This is a genomic window from Rhizobium sp. P2_G9 (assembly GCF_056403475.1).
The window spans coordinates 204472-224731 of sequence record NZ_JBFUFK010000002.1; the positions used below are offsets into that span (position 1 = coordinate 204472).

Annotated in this window: 16 protein-coding genes; 6 read left to right on the forward strand and 10 right to left on the reverse strand. The window is 59.9% G+C overall.

Annotated features, from left to right (window positions below):
- The first annotated feature begins 3 nt into the window (after positions 1-3).
- From AC1DYF_RS02705 to AC1DYF_RS02725, 5 genes are all read left to right on the forward strand, one after another.
- On the forward strand, positions 4-2727 hold the full coding sequence (locus AC1DYF_RS02705; protein ID WP_477874967.1) for a DNA translocase FtsK: 2724 nt from the start codon (positions 4-6) through the stop codon (positions 2725-2727).
- Between the two features lie 88 nt (positions 2728-2815).
- A complete protein-coding gene (locus AC1DYF_RS02710) occupies positions 2816-3481 on the forward strand; it encodes an outer membrane lipoprotein carrier protein LolA (RefSeq protein WP_477874968.1) in 666 nt (221 codons plus the stop codon).
- Between the two features lie 111 nt (positions 3482-3592).
- Positions 3593-4396, forward strand: coding sequence for an exodeoxyribonuclease III (locus tag AC1DYF_RS02715; protein WP_477874970.1), 804 nt, complete (start codon positions 3593-3595; stop codon positions 4394-4396).
- A gap of 14 nt (positions 4397-4410) precedes the next feature.
- Positions 4411-4992: a hypothetical protein gene (locus AC1DYF_RS02720; protein ID WP_477874972.1), complete on the forward strand. Its 582-nt coding sequence runs from the start codon at positions 4411-4413 to the stop codon at positions 4990-4992.
- Between the two features lie 11 nt (positions 4993-5003).
- Positions 5004-6224: a glycosyltransferase gene (locus AC1DYF_RS02725; RefSeq protein ID WP_477874974.1), complete on the forward strand. Its 1221-nt coding sequence runs from the start codon at positions 5004-5006 to the stop codon at positions 6222-6224.
- A 22-nt stretch (positions 6225-6246) separates the two neighbouring features.
- On the opposite strand, the gene AC1DYF_RS02730 is transcribed toward AC1DYF_RS02725, so the two are convergent.
- From AC1DYF_RS02730 to AC1DYF_RS02755, 6 genes are read right to left on the reverse strand one after another with little or no spacing between them, the layout of a single operon-like run.
- Positions 6247-7272, reverse strand: coding sequence for a sulfotransferase family protein (locus AC1DYF_RS02730; RefSeq protein WP_477874975.1), 1026 nt, complete (start codon positions 7270-7272; stop codon positions 6247-6249).
- Positions 7273-7294: 22 nt separating this feature from the next.
- On the reverse strand, positions 7295-8530 hold the full coding sequence (locus tag AC1DYF_RS02735) for a glycosyltransferase (RefSeq protein WP_477874976.1): 1236 nt from the start codon (positions 8528-8530) through the stop codon (positions 7295-7297).
- Between the two features lie 16 nt (positions 8531-8546).
- The gene (locus AC1DYF_RS02740; protein WP_477874978.1) at positions 8547-9311 is read right to left on the reverse strand and encodes a class I SAM-dependent methyltransferase; all 765 of its coding nucleotides are present in this window, start codon (positions 9309-9311) and stop codon (positions 8547-8549) included.
- On the reverse strand, positions 9301-11394 hold the full coding sequence (locus AC1DYF_RS02745) for a glycosyltransferase family 2 protein (RefSeq protein WP_477874980.1): 2094 nt from the start codon (positions 11392-11394) through the stop codon (positions 9301-9303). The genes AC1DYF_RS02740 and AC1DYF_RS02745 overlap by 11 nt, the downstream gene beginning before the upstream one ends.
- On the reverse strand, positions 11384-12766 hold the full coding sequence (locus AC1DYF_RS02750) for an HlyD family type I secretion periplasmic adaptor subunit (protein ID WP_477874982.1): 1383 nt from the start codon (positions 12764-12766) through the stop codon (positions 11384-11386). The genes AC1DYF_RS02745 and AC1DYF_RS02750 overlap by 11 nt, the downstream gene beginning before the upstream one ends.
- Positions 12766-14460 carry a type I secretion system permease/ATPase gene (locus AC1DYF_RS02755; RefSeq protein WP_477874984.1) on the reverse strand — a complete coding sequence of 565 codons (1695 nt, stop codon included), beginning with the start codon at positions 14458-14460 and terminating at the stop codon, positions 12766-12768. Before AC1DYF_RS02755 ends, AC1DYF_RS02750 begins: the two co-directional genes overlap by 1 nt.
- 455 nt (positions 14461-14915) lie before the next feature.
- Here AC1DYF_RS02755 and AC1DYF_RS02760 point away from each other — a divergent pair, with 455 nt between their 5' ends.
- Positions 14916-15341: a hypothetical protein gene (locus AC1DYF_RS02760; protein ID WP_477874985.1), complete on the forward strand. Its 426-nt coding sequence runs from the start codon at positions 14916-14918 to the stop codon at positions 15339-15341.
- 185 nt (positions 15342-15526) lie between these two features.
- Here the strand turns inward: AC1DYF_RS02760 and AC1DYF_RS02765 are convergent, their stop codons facing one another.
- From AC1DYF_RS02765 to atpD, 4 genes are all read right to left on the reverse strand, one after another.
- Complete coding sequence (locus AC1DYF_RS02765; RefSeq protein WP_477874987.1) at positions 15527-17026, reverse strand: aldehyde dehydrogenase; 1500 nt, start codon at positions 17024-17026, stop codon at positions 15527-15529.
- A 4-nt stretch (positions 17027-17030) separates the two neighbouring features.
- The gene (locus tag AC1DYF_RS02770) at positions 17031-18170 is read right to left on the reverse strand and encodes an iron-containing alcohol dehydrogenase (RefSeq protein WP_477874989.1); all 1140 of its coding nucleotides are present in this window, start codon (positions 18168-18170) and stop codon (positions 17031-17033) included.
- Positions 18171-18357: 187 nt separating this feature from the next.
- The gene (locus tag AC1DYF_RS02775; RefSeq protein WP_477874991.1) at positions 18358-18759 is read right to left on the reverse strand and encodes a F0F1 ATP synthase subunit epsilon; all 402 of its coding nucleotides are present in this window, start codon (positions 18757-18759) and stop codon (positions 18358-18360) included.
- Between the two features lie 57 nt (positions 18760-18816).
- Positions 18817-20247, reverse strand: a complete 1431-nt coding sequence (atpD, locus tag AC1DYF_RS02780; protein ID WP_477874993.1) for a F0F1 ATP synthase subunit beta — start codon at positions 20245-20247, stop codon at positions 18817-18819.
- Between the last annotated feature and the right edge of the window lie 13 nt (positions 20248-20260).

A 20260-nucleotide genomic window follows, 5' to 3' on the forward strand; every position in this document is an offset into this window, starting at 1 on the left:
TTTATGGCGAAAAGCATTCCGGCGGACTATCACGGCCGCTCCCTTCGCTTGATCATCCTTTCCTTCGTCTGGCGTCAGGCCAAGGCGATCGGCGGGATTGCGTTGATCGGCATGCTGGGGCTTGCGGTCGCGGCGCTGTCGACCTGGAACGTGCTGGATCCGAGCTATTCCAACGCTACATCGCACCCGCCGTCGAACATACTTGGCACTGGTGGTGCCTATTTTGCCGACCTCATGATGCAGTTCTTCGGGCTGGCCGCCGTGATGGCGCTGCTGCCGGTCTTCGCCTGGTCGCTGATGATGATCATCAACGTCCCGGTCTACCGGCCGTTGTCGCGCGCCGCCGCCTGGTTCGGCGGTTCGGTATTGGCCGCTGCTGCGCTTTCCTGCGTCGAGCCACCAACGACCTGGCCTATCCCGAACGGGCTGGGCGGCGTGTTCGGTGATCTCGTGTTGAAATTCCCGGCGCTTTTTCTCGGGCACTATCCGAGCGGCATCCCCGCGATGATCATCGGCACTGTCTGCGCCCTTCCGGCGCTCTGGCTGCTCGCCTTCGCCGCCAATCTGCTCAACACCGAAAAGCCCGCGCGGCCAGAGAAGAAGGTCGGCGCGGCGGTCATGCCGATGCGGCAGGCCAAGCCGGTTCAGCCTGCCGAACCGGTCGAGGAAGAGGAGCGCGATTCGCCCTTTGCCGTTCTTCAAGGCTATTTTGGTCATTATTGGTACGCGGCGCAGGCGCGGCTTCGCCGCCTGACCGGCGTGCCGAAAAAGCCCGTGCGCCGCGAATTCGAGCAGCCCTACGATCTCAACGACGAGGAATTCGGCCTGATGCCGCATGCTGCGGAAGCGCGGGACGGCGGCCGGGTCGAGCCTTCGATGTTCGCGCCGAAAGAGACTAAGCAGATGTCGCCGCTCCGGCGCATCATTTCCGCGCCGCACATGGACCCGGATCTCGATGACGACGATGGCGCGCCGATCGAACTCGACCGGCATCGCCCGGCCGGTCTCCTGCCCGAAGATGACGACGAGGATGGCGACTGGCAAGTGACGCCGGACGTGCGAGCCCCGCAGCGTGTCGGTGCCGCTCCCCGCGCTGCCGCCCCGCAGCCCGCCCGCCCGGCGCAGCCGGCACCGATGCCTGCCAAGCCGAAAGTGACCGCGGCGATGAGCCGAACCCCGGCCCCCCCGTCGCGTGACGGTTTCGACCTGCCGCCGATCGAGCTCCTGGCTGAGCCGAAAGTTGCGGCCCGTGACTCCAGCCTTTCCAATGATGCTCTGGAACAGAATGCCCGCATCCTCGAAGGCGTGCTCGACGATTTCGGCGTCAAGGGCAATATCATCCATGTCCGCCCCGGCCCGGTCGTCACACTCTACGAATTGGAGCCTGCACCCGGCATCAAATCCTCGCGCGTCATCGGCTTGGCCGACGACATCGCCCGCTCGATGAGCGCGATCGCCGCCCGCGTTGCCGTCGTGCCGGGCCGCAACGCGATAGGCATCGAACTGCCGAACAAGTCGCGTGAAATGGTGGCGCTGCGGGAAATGTTCGCATCGCGGGACTTTGACGGCACGAAGGCCAGGCTGGCCGTGGCGCTCGGCAAGACGATCGGCGGCGAACCCGTGATCGCCGATCTCGCCAAGATGCCGCACCTGCTCGTCGCCGGCACGACCGGTTCCGGTAAATCGGTGGCGATCAACACGATGATCCTGTCGCTGCTCTACCGCATGACCCCGGAACAGTGCCGGCTGATCATGATCGACCCGAAAATGCTGGAACTCTCCGTCTATGACGGCATTCCGCATCTCCTGTCGCCTGTCGTAACCGATCCCAAGAAGGCGGTCGTGGCGCTCAAATGGACCGTCCGCGAGATGGAAGAACGCTACAAGAAGATGTCGAAGATCGGCGTCCGCAATATCGACGGCTTCAATGCCCGCGTCAGCCAGGCGATGGAGAAGGGCGAGGTCATCACCCGCACCGTGCAGACCGGCTTCGACCGGCAGACGGGCGAGGCGATTTACGAGAGCGAGGAGTTCGATCTCGCGCCGCTGCCCTATATCGTCGTGATCATCGACGAAATGGCCGACCTGATGATGGTTGCAGGCAAGGATATCGAAGGCGCGGTGCAGCGCCTGGCGCAGATGGCCCGCGCCGCCGGCATCCACGTGATCATGGCGACGCAGCGTCCGTCGGTCGATGTCATCACCGGTACGATCAAGGCCAATTTCCCCACCCGCATCTCCTTCCAGGTGACGTCGAAGATCGACAGCCGCACCATTCTGGGTGAGCAGGGTGCGGAGCAACTGCTCGGCATGGGCGATATGCTCTATATGGCCGGCGGCGGGCGCATCCAGCGCGTCCACGGCCCATTCGTCTCCGACAATGAGGTCGAAGATATCGTCGCCTTCCTCAAGACCCAGGGCGCGCCGCAATATCTCGACGCGATCACCGCAGGCGAAGACGATGAGGATGATGACGAGCGTGGCAGCGGCCCGGCTGGCACGTCCAACCTGGCCGATTCCGAAGATCCCTATGACCAGGCAGTCTCGGTCGTGCTGCGCGACGGCAAGGCTTCGACATCCTATATCCAGCGCCGGTTGGGTATAGGCTATAATCGCGCTGCCTCGATCATCGAGCGGATGGAGAAGGAGGGCATTGTCGGCCCTGCCAATCACGCCGGAAAACGCGAGATTCTGGTGCCAACCGAAGAGGACGTGCTGGCGCGCTGAGCGTCGGCCGATATGCCTCATCGCTGATGGAACGCCTTGAAGGCGCCCCAGTTTCCTTGCAAATGGAACGACGGATATGGAGACCCGAATGGTTCGAATTGATGCTGAAAACAGCAATGGCCTGATGCTTTCGCGCCGCGTCGTGCTTGGTGGCATGTTGGCTGCGCTCCTGACGGCTATGGTGCCGGTCGATCTGGCCTTTGCCGAAGCCTCGCCAGTGGCCCAGAAGATTGCCGACCATTTCTCTTCGGTACGGACTATGTCGGGTGAATTCGTGCAGTTCGGTCCGCGCGGCGAACAGACTGGCGGCAAGTTCTTTCTGGAACGGCCCGGCAAGATCCGCTTCAACTATGAAACGCCCTCGCCGATGCGAGTCATTTCCGATGGACGCTCGGTCGTGATCGGCAATCTCAAGCTCAAGACCTGGGACATCTATCCGCTGTCCAAGACGCCGTTGGCGCTGCTGCTCTCCGACAAGATCGACCTTGGCGGCAAGATGGTACGCGACGTCAAGGAAGAGCCGGACCTGATCACCATCAAGCTCGGCGATAAATCGGTGTTCGCCGATTCGACGATCACCATGATGTTCGACCCCAAGTCCTATGACCTGCGCCAGTGGACGATCACTGACAACCAGGGCAAGGATACGTCAGTGATGATCTTCAATATCCAGACCGGACAGAAATTCGACGAGAAGGTCTTCCGCGTCCCCTATGACGAAGTGCAGAAGCAGCACCAGGGCGGGGCTCACTGATCGAGGCTCTGTGGAGAATCGTCCAGACCCGCACGAACGCGTGCATATTTGGCTTATAACCCCATGAAATAGTTGCTAATGTCCGGCGCAAATTGCCTGCCGGAGTATTTCATGCTGTTTACGCTTGCCACCTGGAACATCAATTCCGTCCGATTGCGGATGCCGATCGTTGAGAAGTTCCTGGACGCCTGTGCCCCCGAGATTCTCTGCCTCCAGGAAACCAAGTGCACCAACGAGCAATTCCCGGCCGAGCCGCTCAAGGCGCTGGGTTACGCGCACCAGGCGATCAACGGCCAGAAGGGCTACCATGGCGTCGCCATCCTGTCGAAGATCCCGCTCAGTGACCTGGATTACCGCGACCACGGCAATGTCGGGCATGCGCGGCATGTATCGGGCAGGTTCACGGTCGGATCGCGGACGATCCGGTTGCACAATTTCTATGTGCCGGCCGGTGGCGATGAGCCCGACCCGGCGATCAATCCGAAATTCGCCCACAAACTCGATTTCATCGAGGAGATGAAGGCGGTTCATTCCGAGGCGGAGCCGGGTGTGTCGACTCTGCTTGTTGGGGACCTCAATATCGCGCCGCTCGAAAACGATGTCTGGTCGCACAAGCAGCTGCTGAGAATCGTCAGCCATACGCCGGTGGAGACCGATGGCCTCAAGCAGGTGATCGCACGCGGCAACTGGCTCGACCTGATGCGGCAATTCATGCCCGAGCCGCAAAAACTCTATACGTGGTGGAGCTACCGTTCCGCCAATTGGGAGCTTGCCGACAAAGGCCGCAGGCTCGACCATATCTGGTCATCGCAGGACCTTGGGCAGCATCTCAGATCAATCGAGATCCTCAAGGAGGCGCGGGGTTGGGACAAGCCGTCCGACCATGTGCCGGTCATTGCCAGGCTGGAATTCTGACAGGGAAATAACACATGCTGATGGGCCGCGTCGACGAGTTACAGAACGGCAAGTTCTACGGTTGGGCTTTCAATGAGGATCAGCCGGACGAACATCTGGTGATCCGGATCATGCGTGGGGCGAAGGTGATCGCCACCGGTGTCGCCAATGTGGAGCGGCGCGATCTCAGGGAGGGTGGCGTCGGTGGTGGCGACCATGCCTTCGAGATCGCCGCGCCGCAGGATGTCACCTCGTTCCAGGGCCTGATGATCGTTGCACAATCACAGAGGGCCGGCGAGATTCCGCTGCCGGTCGCCACCAATGACGATCGCCGCTTCGACGAGATGTTCTCGGCCTATGCCGAACAGTACGGAGAGGCGCTGACTGGATTCAGAGAGGAAATCGATGCGCTGAAGAAGCGTTGCGAGGCGCTGGAGTCCGATGCGACAAAGGCAGCCTCGCCAACGGAACTTCCAATGGATTTGGCCGAGAGGCTCATCAAGCTCGAATCGCGGCTCGACTCGACCGAGGTGTTCATCGTCAGGATCGACGAAATGCTGCGACAACTGATGGATGAGCACAAGAAAAAGGGCAAGAAGCGTTTCGGCCTGTTTTAGGTGCGCCGCGAATGCGTATCCTGTTCGTCCACCATTATTTCCCCGGCCAGTTCCAGCGCATGGCCAGGCATTATCTGGCGGCTGGGCATGACGTGATCGCCCTGCATCGCGGCATCAAGGACGGCCGTTCGATGACGCCGATCGACGGGATCAAGGCGCTGGAATATGGCCGTCAGGTGAAGCCGGATCGCGATCCCGACCATGTGCTCCACGATACCGAGGAGTTTATTCGCGAGGCGGCGAGCGTCTGCATCGAGGCGGAGGATTTGAAAGCCCGGGGTTGGGAGCCGGACCTGGTCTACAGCCATACCGGCTGGGGAACGGGCGCCTTTCTCCATGACGTCTTTCCGCAGGCCAAATTTGTCAAATATTGCGAATGGTTTTACAACAACAACGCTGACAGCACGGAATTCCTCACCGGCGAGCAGCCCTTTGCCTCGCGCTTCATGACCAGCCTCATGAATATTCCGGTGCTTGCCGACCTGATGCGCGCTGATCTCATGATCTCACCCACCGAATGGCAGCGCGCGCAATTTCCGGCGCATATGCGTGAAACGATCCAGATCGTGCCGGATGGGGTGGACACGAGCCTCTTCCGGCCTGATTCAACAGCGCAGTTTGCCCTGCCAGGTGGCAGGATCTTGCGCGCCAGCGACAGTGTGGTCACCTATGTTGCGCGTGGCGCCGATCCGTTCCGCGGCTTCAAGCCGTTCATGGAGGCGCTGGCGAAAGTGCAAGCACGCGATCCGGATGTCGAAGCAGTCATCGTCGGCGATCGACAGGTTTATTATGCTTCGAATCCCGGGTCGGAGGAACACTTCCATGCTGTCATGGCGGAGGCGAAGATCGATCCGGCTCGGACGCATTTCACCGGCGCGCTACCTTACGGGGATTACCGCAAAGTGCTGCAAGTATCGGCGGCGCATGTCTATCTGACGGTACCTTTCGTGCTCTCGTGGTCGGCGTTCGAGGCATTGTCGACAGGCTGTGCCGTGGTTGGTTCGGACACTGCGCCGGTCCGGGAATTCGTCACGGATGAAGAAAATGGGCTGCTGGCTGGTTTTTTTGACCCCGATGCGATCGCATCGAGGATCGAAATCGCTCTCGCCGGCGGCCCAGCGATAGAGGCAATGCGGAGGTCGGCCCGCCAGACCATCGTCGAACGCTGGTCGGCTGAGATAGCAATAGAGCGGCATGAGAATTTGATAAACCGGCTTATGCAGCTCGGATAGACTGGTGGCCGGCTGAAACGGACTATCCTGTCGGCAAGCTGCGGCTGTCATAGCCAAAGCGCAGAAAATCCTCCGCATAGATCAACTGTGCCAAGCGGATTTCCTTCGGACCATAATATGCAGCGAGCTTGTCGCCGGCATCGGTCGAATGCCGGACGGCAGCGATATTCGTTGGGATGGCCAATCGTTCGCAGACATAGCGGAAGTCAGTTTCGAACTGTTCGAGCCTGCCGATGAAATGATAGCTGACGGCATCGGGTTGCGTGAGCCAGGCTTGTGGTGCCCAGTGTGCGTCGCGCGCGTCTTCCTTTTGCTCGGCGATGGCTCTTAGGAAGGTTTTGAAGGTCGGGGTCACCGACGGATCGAGACCGAGTTCAGGTAGCAGTCTTCGCCGCTCCGGTTCGGAGGCGACGATCTTGTCGAGATAGCACGACAGAACGCGCGTGAAAGGATTGCGCACGAAGGTGAAGCGGAACCAGTCGTCGGCTTGTAGCGCCTGAAGAAAGAGATCGGGGCTGTCGAGCGGCGTCATGAGCGGCGAAAGCTCTGGAAAATGCTCGTCTCCGTAATTGCGGAAAACCAGCGCGCCGTCGATCTCGGCGGTCTGCAGTCTGTGCTTGATCGCGGTGCAGGCCACTTTCGGTGTCTCGACATAGAGATATTTGTGCCGATTTGAGAGGTGACAAAGCGAATTGGCATCGGCGAAGGGCAGATGCATGGTTTTCGCAATTGCAGCCCGGACTGCGACCCCAGCCTCAGTTCGGTCATCCAGATAGGTCAAATCCGTAAGCGTGTCGGCAACCTGCAAATCAAGGCGAACGCCCTGCATCATGAACCCATCGACTGGATCGCGTCGATCGGAAACGTCCTCGCGGAGCGTGAGAAAGAGCTGTTCAGGCGTTGGTGTGTTCGGCTCGCCGGCAGGAAGATGCAGCGGGATCGCGGCGAGTCTGGGATAGCGGGATTGAAAACCGTCCTGGCCAAGCGGCGCCATAACCCGGCTGCTGGCGCGTTGAAGGTTCGGGGCAAGGTTCAGTCGCTCGTCCAATAGTCGCTCCCCACACATCGCTTCAGGCATTGCCGTAAAAAGCGAGGTAATGCTTGAGCAGATCGGTCCGGGTCGGAATTGGTCGGCTTGGTCTGGCGTCAGCGAGGCTCGGTTCGGCGATGATGCGCGCCATGGCCTCGGCGAGCGCCATCGGATCGGATCGCTCTGCGAGGACGCCCATGCCGTAGCGGCCGAGGATTTCCGGTGCACCACCATGCGGATAACAGACGACCTGGCGGCCGTGATGCAAAGCCTCGTAGATCACCAACGGCGCATTCTCCCACCAGACGGAGGGAAAGGCGAGACAGTCGATCGACTGCAGATGGCGCGGCATGTCCTCCGGCAGATAATGACCAAAGAGCTGGATACGGTCGCCGAGCGTCGTCCTGGCGGCCTGAATGCGGTCGAACAGCACGTTGTCTTCGAAGAGCTGTGAGCCATGCACATGGAGGCGGAAATCCATGTCGCGCCTTGCCAGGATATCGGCGGCATCGAGCAGGTCGGACAGGCCCTTCACCGCGGAAATATTGCCGAAATAGCCGAAGGTCAGCGGGCCTGTGCCTGTTCGTGGCGCCAGCGATATGTCGGCGTCGCCGATATAGCCGTTTTCGATCACCTCGATCGGATGCGGCAATCTTATGTAGTGCTCGAACTTTTGCTTGAGGAAGTGCGAGGGTGAGACGATCCCGTCGCATAGGCTCAGCGCATTGCCGACATCGAGAATGCGCATGGCAAAATCATTGGCGCGCTTTTCAGGAAAGCACTTCAGGCATTCGATGAGCGTCGGGCCGGGGCAGCGCTGGCGCGTCTCATGCTTATAGAGTTGGCCGTGGTTGGCGCAGATCAGGTAATAATCATGCAGCGTCAGCACGATCCGGGCTTTGGGAAGCGCGTTGCGGATCGCGTGGAAAGATTCCAGGCCGAAATTCAGGATATGGTGCATGTGCACCACATCGGGCCGGATCGCCTTCAGATAGTCCTGGAATTCGCGCAGGAAGCCGAACTGATCGAGCTGCGACAGCGCAAAGCTGCTGAATCCCTCGCTGAAGAGCGCTGCTTCGCGCTGGTCGTCGGAAAGCGCGATCATCTGGGTGCCGAGATTGGGCAGGGTCTGGTCGGCGTCGAGCGCGCCGAGATACCAGCTGTCCAGTCCGGAAGCCAATGCCTGGCGGTGCAGCGCAAGCGCGGTCATTTCCGTGCCGCCGGGATGGAAGCGCGGATGGTTGTGGGCGACCTGCAATATACGCGGCGGCGTCACATGTCCTCCCTACGGCTCATATCAGAATCAGATCCTGGCTCCAGGGGCCGGGGCCGCCGCGCCATTGCCCCTTGCGGATATCGGCTTTGCGGCCCGTGGCTCCCTGGATCAGATCGGCAAAGTAGTTCCCTGAATAGCAGACGGCAGCCAGCGGCGGATAGCCCTCGACATGCCAGCGGTTGGGATTGCGCACATCCTGTTTGTCGAAGTGGAGATGTGGCAACTCGGACTGGAAAGGGATGGTGCCGTCGTAGAGGAAGGCGGTTGCGAAAATCCGGCCCGTCGGCTTCACCACACGGGCAAGCTCGTCGAGATAGGCGGCGATTTCGGGCTCGTAGAGATGGGTGAAGACCGAGGTCAGAATGGCGAAGTCGATGCTCTTGTCTTCGACGGGAAAGGTGAACTCGGTCGATAGGATCGTCCCTTCCGGCCGGTAGAGTTCGTTATAGAGATCGGCCCATTCGAAACGAAAGTTCGGTTGGCCGGCGTAGGCCTTGCGGCACCATTCAACACCTTCGATGACCGGGTCGAAGCCGATATAGCGGCCTTTCTCGGGATCGAGAAACAGGCTGAGGCTGGCGCTGATGCGGCCGATGCCGCTGCCGACGTCGAGCACGGTGTGATGCGGTTCAAGCCCGCCAACGGTGACGAAGTAACGCAGAAACTCTGCCGATATATCGAGATAGGGCCCGCGTCCGACGAAGATCTCCTCTTCGTTCGGCACCGGCACGGCGCTCGCCCTCAGACCGGCAAGAGCCTGTTCGAGACGTTCATTCAACACGGGTGAAATCCATGGCTTTGTTGGCTTCGACGATATGGTCATTCCACCTCAATGTATGCAGCGCTCGATTATAGACGGTCGATCCGAGATCTTGATCGTTGCTGTTCGGCATGGATTGCCGCTCGAAATGATGCAGCACGATCGACGGCAGATAGTAGGGCAGGCCGCCCCGATCGCGCAATTTGAGGCAGAGGTCACTGTCTTCATAATCGCCGATCACATAATCGCTGGTGAAGCCGTCGACCGCCAGATAGTCGGCCTTTCGGATGACCATGCAGGCGCCAGTCACCGCAGGCACGACGCCTTCACGATTGGCTGGGGCGAAATTAGCGCCATAACCCTTCCAGAAGTGAAAGTTCTGCCAGAAGCCGGTCGATAGCTGGTAGAAATACATGCCCGCATGCTGCAGGCTCCCGTCGGCATAGACGAGTTTCGGCCCGATCACGGAGAAATCAGGCAATGTCGCGAGTTTTTCCTGTGCTTTTTCCAGCCAGCCGGCATGCGCCGGGATGACATCGGAATTCATCAGCACGATCACGTCGCCTTTAGCCTGACTGACGCCCATATTGTTGGCCAGGGCATAGCCGCCATTACGCTCCAGCATGACAAGCCGCAGATCGAGCGGATAAGTGAGCGCATAGCCTTCGAGCAGCGAGGCGACCTCTTGGCCGAGCACGGGATCGTCGAGCACGTAGACGATCTCGCAATTGGCTCGCATATAGGGATCGACGGAGAACGCCATCAGCTGCGAACGGAAAAAGCCGATCTCGCGATAAAGTGGGATGATCAGCGATACCGCGCGGCTGGACCTCTTCCCATAGTCCCGAACTTCACGAACGGATTGCCGGTCAATGAGCGCCTTCTGGATCGGCGCCAGCGCCGGCATGAACACGGTTTCCAGTAATTCTGTGGTGAAGGCATGACCGGCAATGCCGCGCAGGATACGCAGGCGTTGACCGACGAGCTCCTGTGGGGCAGTCGCAGCGCTCAGCAAATGGTTCTCACCATTGGTGAGAACGACGCGAACCGCGACATTGTCGATCGGCCGGGCATCGGCTTGCCGCGGCATGAAGCAAACGAAACGCTTGGCCGGACGATCCTTGCCCCAAAGGTTCGCTTCGGCCTCGAAAAGTTTCCAGGATGAGGAAATTCCTGATGTTTCCAGGCTGTGATCGACGGCGACGATCTCGGAAATATATTGGTCTGGATCATGGAGCCAGCCGTGCACGAAGAGGCCATTCGCCAGGGGAATCACATCCTCCAGAGCGAAATGCAGGCCAAGCAATGGCTCGTCGAGCATCGGGCGGGGAACGTCCTGCCGTCCGAGACGATTGAGGAACACGGCAGCCTCGTCATCGCTCTCCGTCAGCAGCGAAAGCAAATCCGGGTCGCGGCGAACACATTCGGCATGAAAGGCTTGAAGATCAGTATGCCGCCGCACGTTCACGTCGATAACCATCAAGCGGTCACGTCCGATGAACAGGTATCGGCCTTCCGCAATCGCGCCGGAAAAGGAGATCGTCGTCAGGCGTTGCTGAGGATTGCCGCGAGCAAGAAATTGCCGAATCGGTCCGATGCGTCCGAGGGATAGCCGCTCCGCTGAGAGCGAGACGAGCAGATCCTGCTCGTGAAAGCCGGAGCGTGGCGGAATGACGGCAAGCGCTGTGTCGAAGCCTTCGACAATGTCGAAATGCACCATCCCCGCGGCCTGACCGAATTGCTCGGCAAGCGCCGTGGCAATAGACATGAAGATTGCATCGGCACGCAGTGGAAAGGTCAGCATTATGGTGCCAAAAAGCGCTTTGAGTACGGCAAACTGCTCGGCTGGGTCCGCGACGACGGCGTCGATAAATTCGTTGAGGTCAGGCAGGTCCTCCGGGGCGAAGCCTATATCGCCTTGCGGAAGCTGGTGCAGCCTAAGCGTGGTTTCGCCGACGGTGATTTCCATCTGTCGGGTCGCGGCATGGGCGATCGCTGCGACGCGGCGGCCCGCGTCATCGGCCGCCGACAGAAAAATCCGCTCGCCTATGCGGCAGAGCGGTATCCAGTCGGAATCGGGGGACACTGACGCGTTACTGCTCACGGAAAGCTCTGTGGAAGCTTCTTAATATCGGCATAGCCAGATAAGCCAAGGCGGTGCGATTGCCATTGATGATCGAGATATTGGCCGTCATGCCGGGATAGAGAAACAGGTTGGGCTGTTTCGCCAGTTCGCCGTCATCGATCTTGACCCGAATAGGATAGCCGCCTTCGCCCGTTTTTTCATCCGGGATGCTATCGGCAGCGACATAGGTCACGTGGCCAATGAGGGGGAGCAATTGCTGGCTGCCAAATGTTCCGAGTCGGATTTCGGTTTTCTCGCCGACATGGACCGCGTCTATATCCACCGACAGAATGCGTCCTTCGATGACCATGGGCTGGTTGTCTGGCACGATATCGAGGATTGGCTGGCCACCAATGACGGCCGATCCGGGCGTACGGACCTTGATGTTGGCTACGACGCCGTCCTGTGGTGCGCGGATTTCTGATTTGGTAACGACGTCTTCCGCGGAAATCAAATCCTGACGCGCACGCGCCATATCCGCCTGGGCCTGTTGGATCGCCTCGGAAATTATACGAAAATAGTCCGTGCGGCGATTCGACAATGACAATTCAGCCTGGCTGCGACGTTGCCGGCTTTCGGCGATCCCGGCATCGGACTCCGCGATCCGCGCCTCGATGTCCATCAACAGGAGTTTCTTTTCGTTCAACGCACTTGTGGTCACGAGTTGCTGGCGCTCAAGCTTCGCCAGCGAGTCGTAGTCGCGATGGATGATAGTCGCCTGCTCGGCCGACGCCTTGCGCCGGGCCACGAGGGCTGCAGTTTGACTGTCTATCTGATCTATCAGCGACCGATCGGTTCCAAGCTGGTCGCGGAACTGGCTTCTGCGCTCCTGGAACAGCTTAGCCTCAGTGCTGATGAGTTGAGCTGCGGTTGTGGGATCAACGCCATCGGGGAGAGGCTTGTCATAGGAGAGTTTGGGACTCTCGTCCTTTTCCGCGAGCAGCCGGGCCAACCGGATGTCCAGGACCAGCAATTGTTGACGCAGCTGGATCACCGCTGCTTGACTGCGCGTTACGTCCAACGTCGCGAGCAGTTCCCCCTGCTTGACCTTGGCGCCCTCGTCGACGAGAACTGCCTTCAGCGTCCCGCCTTCGAGATGCGTCACCGTCTTGGTGCTGCTCTCAACAATCACCCGGGCCTGCGCCATGGAGGCTTGCGCGACATTGGTATTTGCGGCCCAGACGAAGAAGCCACCGATGCCGATTACCAGGGTAATGATCCCCACCATCATCGGCGCGAACAACGAGGCCGTGGCTTCGGACTCCTCACGGAGGACAGCATCCCAGTCGCTGAGCGCGCCGGCGGCAGTGCGTTGATATTCCGAGGGTTGCAGAGTGATGGAAGCAGGCATCAGGCCTCTCCCTCATTCGAGACCACTCGGATCGCCTTTTTGCGGCGCGCATCGCTGGCGGCGCGGGCCTCGGGAGAAATCATTTCGATAACCTCGGTGCGTGCGCCGAATTGCTTCACCATGCCATCTTCGATGACCATCATCTTGTCGGCCACGGCCATCACCGAAGGCCGGTGCGCGATCATGATGATAATGGCACCGCGTGCGCGTGCCTGCTCGATCGCGAGGATGAGCGCCTGCTCGCCAATATTGTCGAGATTGGAGTTCGGCTCATCAAGGATGAGAAACTTGGGCTCGCCGTAAAGGGCACGCGCCAGGGCCAAGCGCTGCAATTGACCGCCGGACAACATGTGCATACCCTCCTGCACCGGCGTGTCGTAGCCATGCGGCAGGCGGCCGATCATTTCGTGGATTCCCGCAGCCTGGGCGGCGCGAATGACATCTCTCGGATCGCTATCCTCCATGCGGGATATGGTCTGCCGGATCGTTCCGTCGATGATGGAAAGCGTCTGCGGCAGATAGCCGACGGCCTTGCCGAACGAGCCACGTTCCCAAAGATAAGTTGAATGGCCATCGAGATAGACGCCGCCGGCCGTCGGCTTGATAATGCCGGTCAGGCAGCGGGCGAGCGTCGATTTGCCGGCGCCCGACGGGCCAGCTATACCTAGAATTTCGCCAGGCGACAGGGAGAAGCTGATACCACGCAGGATCGGAATCCTGTAGCCTTCGGGGAGATAATAGAGGTCGTCGACCACGAGATCGCCGTCGCCGACGGGCGCTGGCATCGTCTGTCGTCCGGAGCCTTCGGTTTCGACCAGTTTCTTGATCCGGCCCCAGGACTGAGCGGCCTTGACCCAGGAATTGTACGCCTCGATCATATTTGCGAATGGGCTGACCGCCTGACTGGTCAGTACCATGCCCGCAAACAGCAGGCTTGAGCTCATCTGATTGGAAATTACCAGATAGGCCCCGACTGCCACGGTGATGATCTGCAGGCTCTTCGAGAAAGACTTGGTGATCGAGAGCACGATATGGACACGCTCATCGGCTGTCCTGGAATATTCCAGCGTCTCGGCTTGCGAGCGGCGCCATGTCCGGACGAGCGCCGGCAGCATGCCCATCGCCTCGATGGCTTCGGCATGCCGGAAGGAATTCGCCACCTCCTGCAGATGGCGCTGCTGGCTCGCATTGGCCGCCTGCAGCGAGTGCCGCGTCAGGCGGTCGTTGACGATGTTGAGCACCACCATGACCGCGATGAACGCCAGAGCGACCAACAGATAGAGTGGATCGATAAAAAACGCTGCGACAAGGAAAATGACGGCACAGGTCGCGTCGAGCGGCGCCGACATCGAATGCCCTGCGACGAATTGCCTGAGTTCCGCGATATCGCGTATCACGGCGCCGCCCTCATTGACGCCGCCTTCGATGGATTTCAGCACGCCCGCCTGCAGCGCCGGCAGATTGAGTTTTTGCGCCATGCCGTAGGCGATGACGCCATAAGTCCAAGAGCGGATATAGTCGAGGACGCCATAGAGGATGACGACGAAGACACCGATTACAAGCAGGCCGACGAGCGTATCGTAGCTCTTGGCCGGGATCGCGCGCTGATAGACCTGGATCATGAAAATCGGCGAGATCAGCGTCGTAAAGTTCAGGAAGAAGCTGATGAACCCCGCAAAAATGAAGCCACGCAAGAACAGCTTCCGTGCGGACTGCAGCAAGAATATCGGGCTATTACGCTCTTCGGTCATCAGTCCATCGTCGATTGTATTTTCCGTCGTTATAAGTCGCTGCGCTTTCGGTATCAATGCTGTTTGTGCGTGATGGACAATTTACTCAATCGAAAATTGAAATTTTAGAATATGCAGTCGTTTGGCGTGTTATGTCGGATAGGGCTGTAATTGAATGCATCGGACAGTTTCTCGTCGTTTGAGGCTGCCTGATAATTTGCGTTCACTGTGCCCGATTCAACACACGGCTGAAAAGTCTTTTGTTTCAACACAAACATGCGTTTGAGCGTTTACGGTCCATTTACTAACAATCAGTGAGCGAGTGGATGCAAGATTTCGTGGTTTGATTTTTCCATACTTCCATGTATCAGTTCATGCGGGTAACGAGCGTAACGATTCGTGAGCACAAGGGGTAAGATATGGCTACGAGAGTTGGAACTAACGCCGGCGAAAAGCTGATGGGCACGAAGAAGATGGATCAGCTCTTCGGCAAAGGCGGCGACGACAAGCTGTACGGTGGCGCTGGCAAGGACTTGCTCGTTGGCGGCAAGGGCAGCGACCAGCTGACTGGCGGCAAGGGTGCCGACACCTTTGAATTCAAGAAGGGCGATTTCGACAAGAAGGACGTCGATACCGTCAAGGACTTCACGCTCAAGCAGGGTGATATCCTCCAGTTCGCCAAGGGCGTGGTCAAGAGTGTTGGCGACGTGGTTGACAAAGCTGCGGCCTCCAAGGATGGCAAGGACACCATCATCAACCTCGGCGATGGCAACAAGATCGTTCTTAAGGACGTCAAGCTCGCCGACTTCGTCAAGAACCCGCACGATCACATCGTGGTCGGCTGATAGCCGGAGCGCCTTCGGGCGTTTTCGCTTTCTCGGTATCGAATTGAAAAACCCGGCTTTTGCCGGGTTTTTCTTTGCCTGAAGCGCATCGCATATTTTGGGATTCAAATGACGCGCTTCATCTTTTGTTTTTCTGCATGTCGTCATCCCGAAACCGGGGGCTCTTTTCGGGCGACATGCTCCAATCACAAGAACCGCTGCCAGATCGTCTTGTAATCGCAATATTTATCGATCGCATGCACGGAGCGGTCGCGGCCGAAGCCTGATTGCTTGAAGCCGCCGAAAGGCGTGGAAAAGTTCGACATGTCATAGGTGTTGATCCACACCGTGCCGGCCTGGATATCTTCGGACACGCGGTGGGCGCGGCTCATATCGGAGGTGAAAACGGCGGCGGCGAGACCATAGATCGTATCGTTGGCGAGCCGGACGGCTTCTTCTTCCGTATCGAACGGGATGACCGTGAGGATAGGTCCAAAAATCTCCTGACGCGCCAGTGAGGCGTCGTTGGAGGGGGCGATGAAGACGCCGGGCGAGACATAAAAGCCCCCGGTTTCCGCCATGACGCGCTCGCCACCGAAGGCTCGCTTTGCGCCCTCGCGCAAACCGGCATCGACCATGCCAAGCACCTTGCCGAGATGGGCATCCTCGATCAGCGCACCGATCTGGGTGCTTGGGTCGAGCGGGTGGGCCAGCGTAATCTCGCGGTCGGTCACATCCTTGATCTTGGCAACCAGAGCATCGACGACGCTACGCTCGGCGAGCAGCCGTGTCGAGGCATGGCAGGTTTCACCGGAATTGTAGAAGCAACCCCAGGCCGCGGCGGATGCGGCTGCGTCGAGATTGGCGTCAGCAAAGACGACCAGCGGCGATTTGCCGCCGAGCTCCAGCGCCACGCGCTTGAGATTGGTCTGGGCCGCATAACCCATGATCAGCTTGCCGACCTCGGTCGAGCCGGTGAATGCGATCATGTCGACATCCATGTGCAGAGCAAGTGCCTTGCCGACTTCCTCGCCGTAACCCGTAACGACGTTGAAGACACCGTCAGGCAGACCGGCCTCAGTCGCGAGCTCGGCGAGACGGATCGCCGTCAACGACGATTGTTCGGCCGGCTTCAGCACTATGGAATTGCCGGCGGCAATTGCCGGGCCGAGCTTCCAGGTCTCGATGATCATCGGATAGTTCCACGGCGTGATCGCGCCGATGACGCCGAGCGGTACCTTGCGGACCAGCGCCCGGTCGTTCGGGCCGGTCGGTGCGACCTCGTCATAGAGTTTGTCGCACGTCTCCGCGTAATACTGGATGCAGTCGGCGGCCAGGCGGGCGTCGACGTTGAGTGACGCCATGACCGGCTTGCCGGTGTCGATGGTCTCCAGCAGCGCCAGTTCATCGGCGTTCGTCCGGATCAATTCGGCCCAGCGGACCATGATCTTCTTTTTCTCGCTCGGATCCTTCCTGCGCCAGATGCCGGTGGCGAAGGCCTTGCGGGCGGAGGCGACAGCGCGGTCGACATCGGCCTGGCCGCCGCGAGCGATCTCGGCACCGGGCTTGCCATCCATTGGGCGGATGCGGGTGAAGGTCAGGCCGGTCTCGGCGCGGGTAAGTTTGCCGTCGATATAGATGCCGCCCTTCGGCGTCGTCTCGGCAAGCGCCTTTTCCCAATAGGCACGGGTATATTCGGTGGTCATCGGATTATCCTTTCAGAGCCATGATCGCGGATGCGAAATTGTCGATGTCAGCCTCCGTCACCTCGCGGATGGTCGAGTGCCGCATCGGCTGATTTTCCGGCGCGCGCATCTCGTTGGCGAGGTCGGCGGCATAGAAGGGGGCAAATGCTGCAGGGAGCGTGCGGGCAATGCCGCAGGCGTCCATCAGCCGACTGATGAAGGCCGGAATTTCCGAGGTAGTTGCGAGGCCGAGCGCTGCAGCGGCAGCCTTCAAGTCGTCCGTATTTGCTTCGACGAGCCAGGGCAGCGAGCTTTCGAAGCCGAGCGCGGTCGCGAGACCGTGATGGATCGGCGCCAGGCCGGCCATGGCGTGGGAAATATTATGGGCAACGGCCGTGCCGCAATTGTCGATCGCGACGCCGCCATAGCAGGAGCCGAGCAGAACTTTTCCACGCGCCTCGAGATCGTCGGGCTGCTTCACCGCCTTTTCGAGATTTGCGGCAATTAGTCGCAGCGCTTCATGACCGAAGAGCTTGCTGGCGGCATGGGCATTGCGGTTGGTCGAGGCCTCGAAAGCATGAATGAGGGCGTCCATGCCGCACCAGGCGGTCATGTTGGCCGGCAGCGAAACCGTCAGCGCCGGATCGAGGATCACGAGATTCGCCTTGGTTTCCGCGCCCCAGATCCAGAGCTTTTTGCCCTCCGGGCCGGCGAAGATATTGGTTGCCGAAGTCTCGGAACCGGTACCGGCCGTGGTCGGCACCATGATCTTGTTGAGTGGGTTGTTTGGCAGCGGATTGGCGGCCAGCGCGTAATGCATCGGATCCTCGCCGGAAGCTGCCGCACACGCAGCAATCTTGGCGATATCGAGGGCAGAACCGCCGCCGATGCCGATCACCAGGCTTTTGCCCTCGGCAGTCGCGCTGGCCTTCTGCACATGGCTGAGCTTTGGCTCGCCGGCGAAATCGGAGAAAATTTCCGCGGCAATGCCTTCGGCCGCCAGTTTGGAAACGACCTTTTCGCCGAGGCCGGAATTGGCGAGGAAGCTGTCCATGACGATGGCCGCCTTGCCGTTTGTCGCAAGCGGCTTGGCGTGGGCGGCGATATTGTCGAATTCATGCGCCCCGAACCTGATGTCGGGAATCGCGGATAGGGAAAAGCTCATGCATGTCTCCGGGAGGAGCGCCGGGGATGGAAGAGGCGGCGCGAATTCCGTGAGAAGCTAGCTTGTTCGTGGCGCCATTTCCGGCGCTGTTTGCGACATCAAAGCCGGGATAAATGGAGTAAAAAAGCAAGGCCCCGACGGCTCGATTCCGGCGGAGGCCTTGCTGAATTAAGATAGAACGAAGCGGTCAGGCGGCGATCGAAGAGAGGCCGCCAAGGTCGGCGATCAGTTGCGCAATGCGCGTCTTGGCTTCGTCGCTCTTGGCAGATTCGAGATCGGCCTTGGCCTGATCGACGCGCCTGGCCAGCGCATCCTTCCTGAAATCCGAGACGGCCGTTGCCGACTCGGCAAGAACCGTGCAACCCGACGGCAGGATATCGGCGAAGCCGCCGAACACCACGTATTTCTGGCTCTGGCCCGAGGCTTCCTTGACCGTCAGCACGCCGGGGCGGATCGTGGTCATCGTCGGCGCATGATTGKCCATAACCGTCATCTCGCCTTCCGAACCCGGAATGACGACTTCCGTCACGGCGGCCGACAACAGCAGCCGCTCCGGCGAGACGAGTTCAAAGTTGAAGCTATCAGCCATGTCTGTCACTCTTTCCTGAGGGGAAAAGACGCCGCGTGGGCGCCTCTCGGCCTGTCATCAAGCGGCTTCGGCCAGCTTCTTGCCCTTTTCGATGGCTTCCTCGATGGTGCCGACCATATAGAAGGCCGCTTCCGGCAGGTGGTCGTATTCGCCGTTGACCAGACCCTTGAAGCCCTTGATCGTGTCTTCGAGCGCAACCAGCTTGCCGGGCGAACCGGTGAAGACTTCGGCGACGAAGAACGGCTGCGACAGGAAGCGTTCGACCTTGCGCGCGCGCGCGACGGTCAGCTTGTCTTCTTCCGACAGTTCGTCCATGCCCAGGATGGCGATGATGTCCTGCAGCGACTTATAACGCTGCAGCGTCGTCTGTACCTTGCGGGCGATTTCATAGTGCTCTTCGCCGACGACCATCGGGTCGAGCATGCGGGAGGTCGAGTCGAGCGGGTCGACGGCCGGGTAGATGCCTTTTTCAGCGATCGAGCGCGACAGAACGGTCGTCGCGTCCAAGTGGGCGAACGACGTAGCCGGGGCCGGGTCGGTCAAGTCGTCAGCGGGCACGTAGATGGCCTGCACCGAGGTGATCGAGCCCTTGGTCGTGGTGGTGATGCGTTCCTGCATCTGGCCCATGTCGGTGGCGAGCGTCGGCTGATAACCGACGGCCGAAGGAATACGGCCGAGCAGAGCCGACACTTCCGAGCCAGCCTGGGTGAAGCGGAAGATGTTGTCGACGAAGAACAGCACGTCCTGGCCCTTGTCGCGGAAATCCTCGGCGACGGTCAGGCCGGTCAGCGCGACGCGGGCGCGGGCGCCCGGCGGCTCGTTCATCTGGCCGTAAACCAGCGCAGCCTTGGAGCCTTCGCCGCCGCCATGTTTGTTGACGCCCGATTCGATCATTTCGTGATAGAGGTCGTTGCCTTCGCGGGTGCGCTCGCCGACACCGGCGAACACCGAGTAACCGCCATGCGCCTTGGCGACGTTGTTGATCAGTTCCATGATCAGAACGGTCTTGCCAACGCCGGCGCCGCCGAACAGGCCGATCTTACCGCCGCGGGCGTAAGGGGCCAGCAGGTCGACGACCTTGATGCCGGTGACGAGAATCTGGGCTTCCGTGGACTGCTCGACATAGGCCGGAGCGTCCTGGTGGATGCCGCGCTTGTAGGGCGTGTTGAGCGGACCGGCTTCATCGACTGGTTCGCCGATGACGTTCATGATGCGGCCGAGCGTTTCGGCACCGACTGGCACCATGATCGGAGCGCCGGTGTCGGTGACGGACTGGCCGCGCACCAGACCTTCGGTCGAGTCCATGGCGATGGTGCGAACGGTGTTCTCGCCCAGGTGCTGGGCGACTTCGAGAACCAGGCGGTTGCCGAGATTGCTGGTTTCGAGCGCGTTCAGGATCGCCGGCAGATTGCCGCCTTCGAACGACACGTCGACAACGGCGCCGATGACCTGGGTCACCTTGCCAACGGATCCTGCTGCATCAGCCATGATAATTCCTCTT

Coding starts and splice junctions, on each gene's coding strand:
- AC1DYF_RS02705 (WP_477874967.1), top strand. CDS start 4: ATGGCGAAAAGCATTCCGGCGGACTATCACGGCCGCTCCCTTCGCTTG.
- AC1DYF_RS02710 (WP_477874968.1), top strand. CDS start 2,816: ATGGTTCGAATTGATGCTGAAAACAGCAATGGCCTGATGCTTTCGCGC.
- AC1DYF_RS02715 (WP_477874970.1), top strand. CDS start 3,593: ATGCTGTTTACGCTTGCCACCTGGAACATCAATTCCGTCCGATTGCGG.
- AC1DYF_RS02720 (WP_477874972.1), top strand. CDS start 4,411: ATGCTGATGGGCCGCGTCGACGAGTTACAGAACGGCAAGTTCTACGGT.
- AC1DYF_RS02725 (WP_477874974.1), top strand. CDS start 5,004: ATGCGTATCCTGTTCGTCCACCATTATTTCCCCGGCCAGTTCCAGCGC.
- AC1DYF_RS02750 (WP_477874982.1), bottom strand. CDS start 12,766: ATGCCTGCTTCCATCACTCTGCAACCCTCGGAATATCAACGCACTGCC.
- AC1DYF_RS02760 (WP_477874985.1), top strand. CDS start 14,916: ATGGCTACGAGAGTTGGAACTAACGCCGGCGAAAAGCTGATGGGCACG.
- AC1DYF_RS02765 (WP_477874987.1), bottom strand. CDS start 17,026: ATGACCACCGAATATACCCGTGCCTATTGGGAAAAGGCGCTTGCCGAG.
- AC1DYF_RS02770 (WP_477874989.1), bottom strand. CDS start 18,170: ATGAGCTTTTCCCTATCCGCGATTCCCGACATCAGGTTCGGGGCGCAT.
- atpD (WP_477874993.1), bottom strand. CDS start 20,247: ATGGCTGATGCAGCAGGATCCGTTGGCAAGGTGACCCAGGTCATCGGC.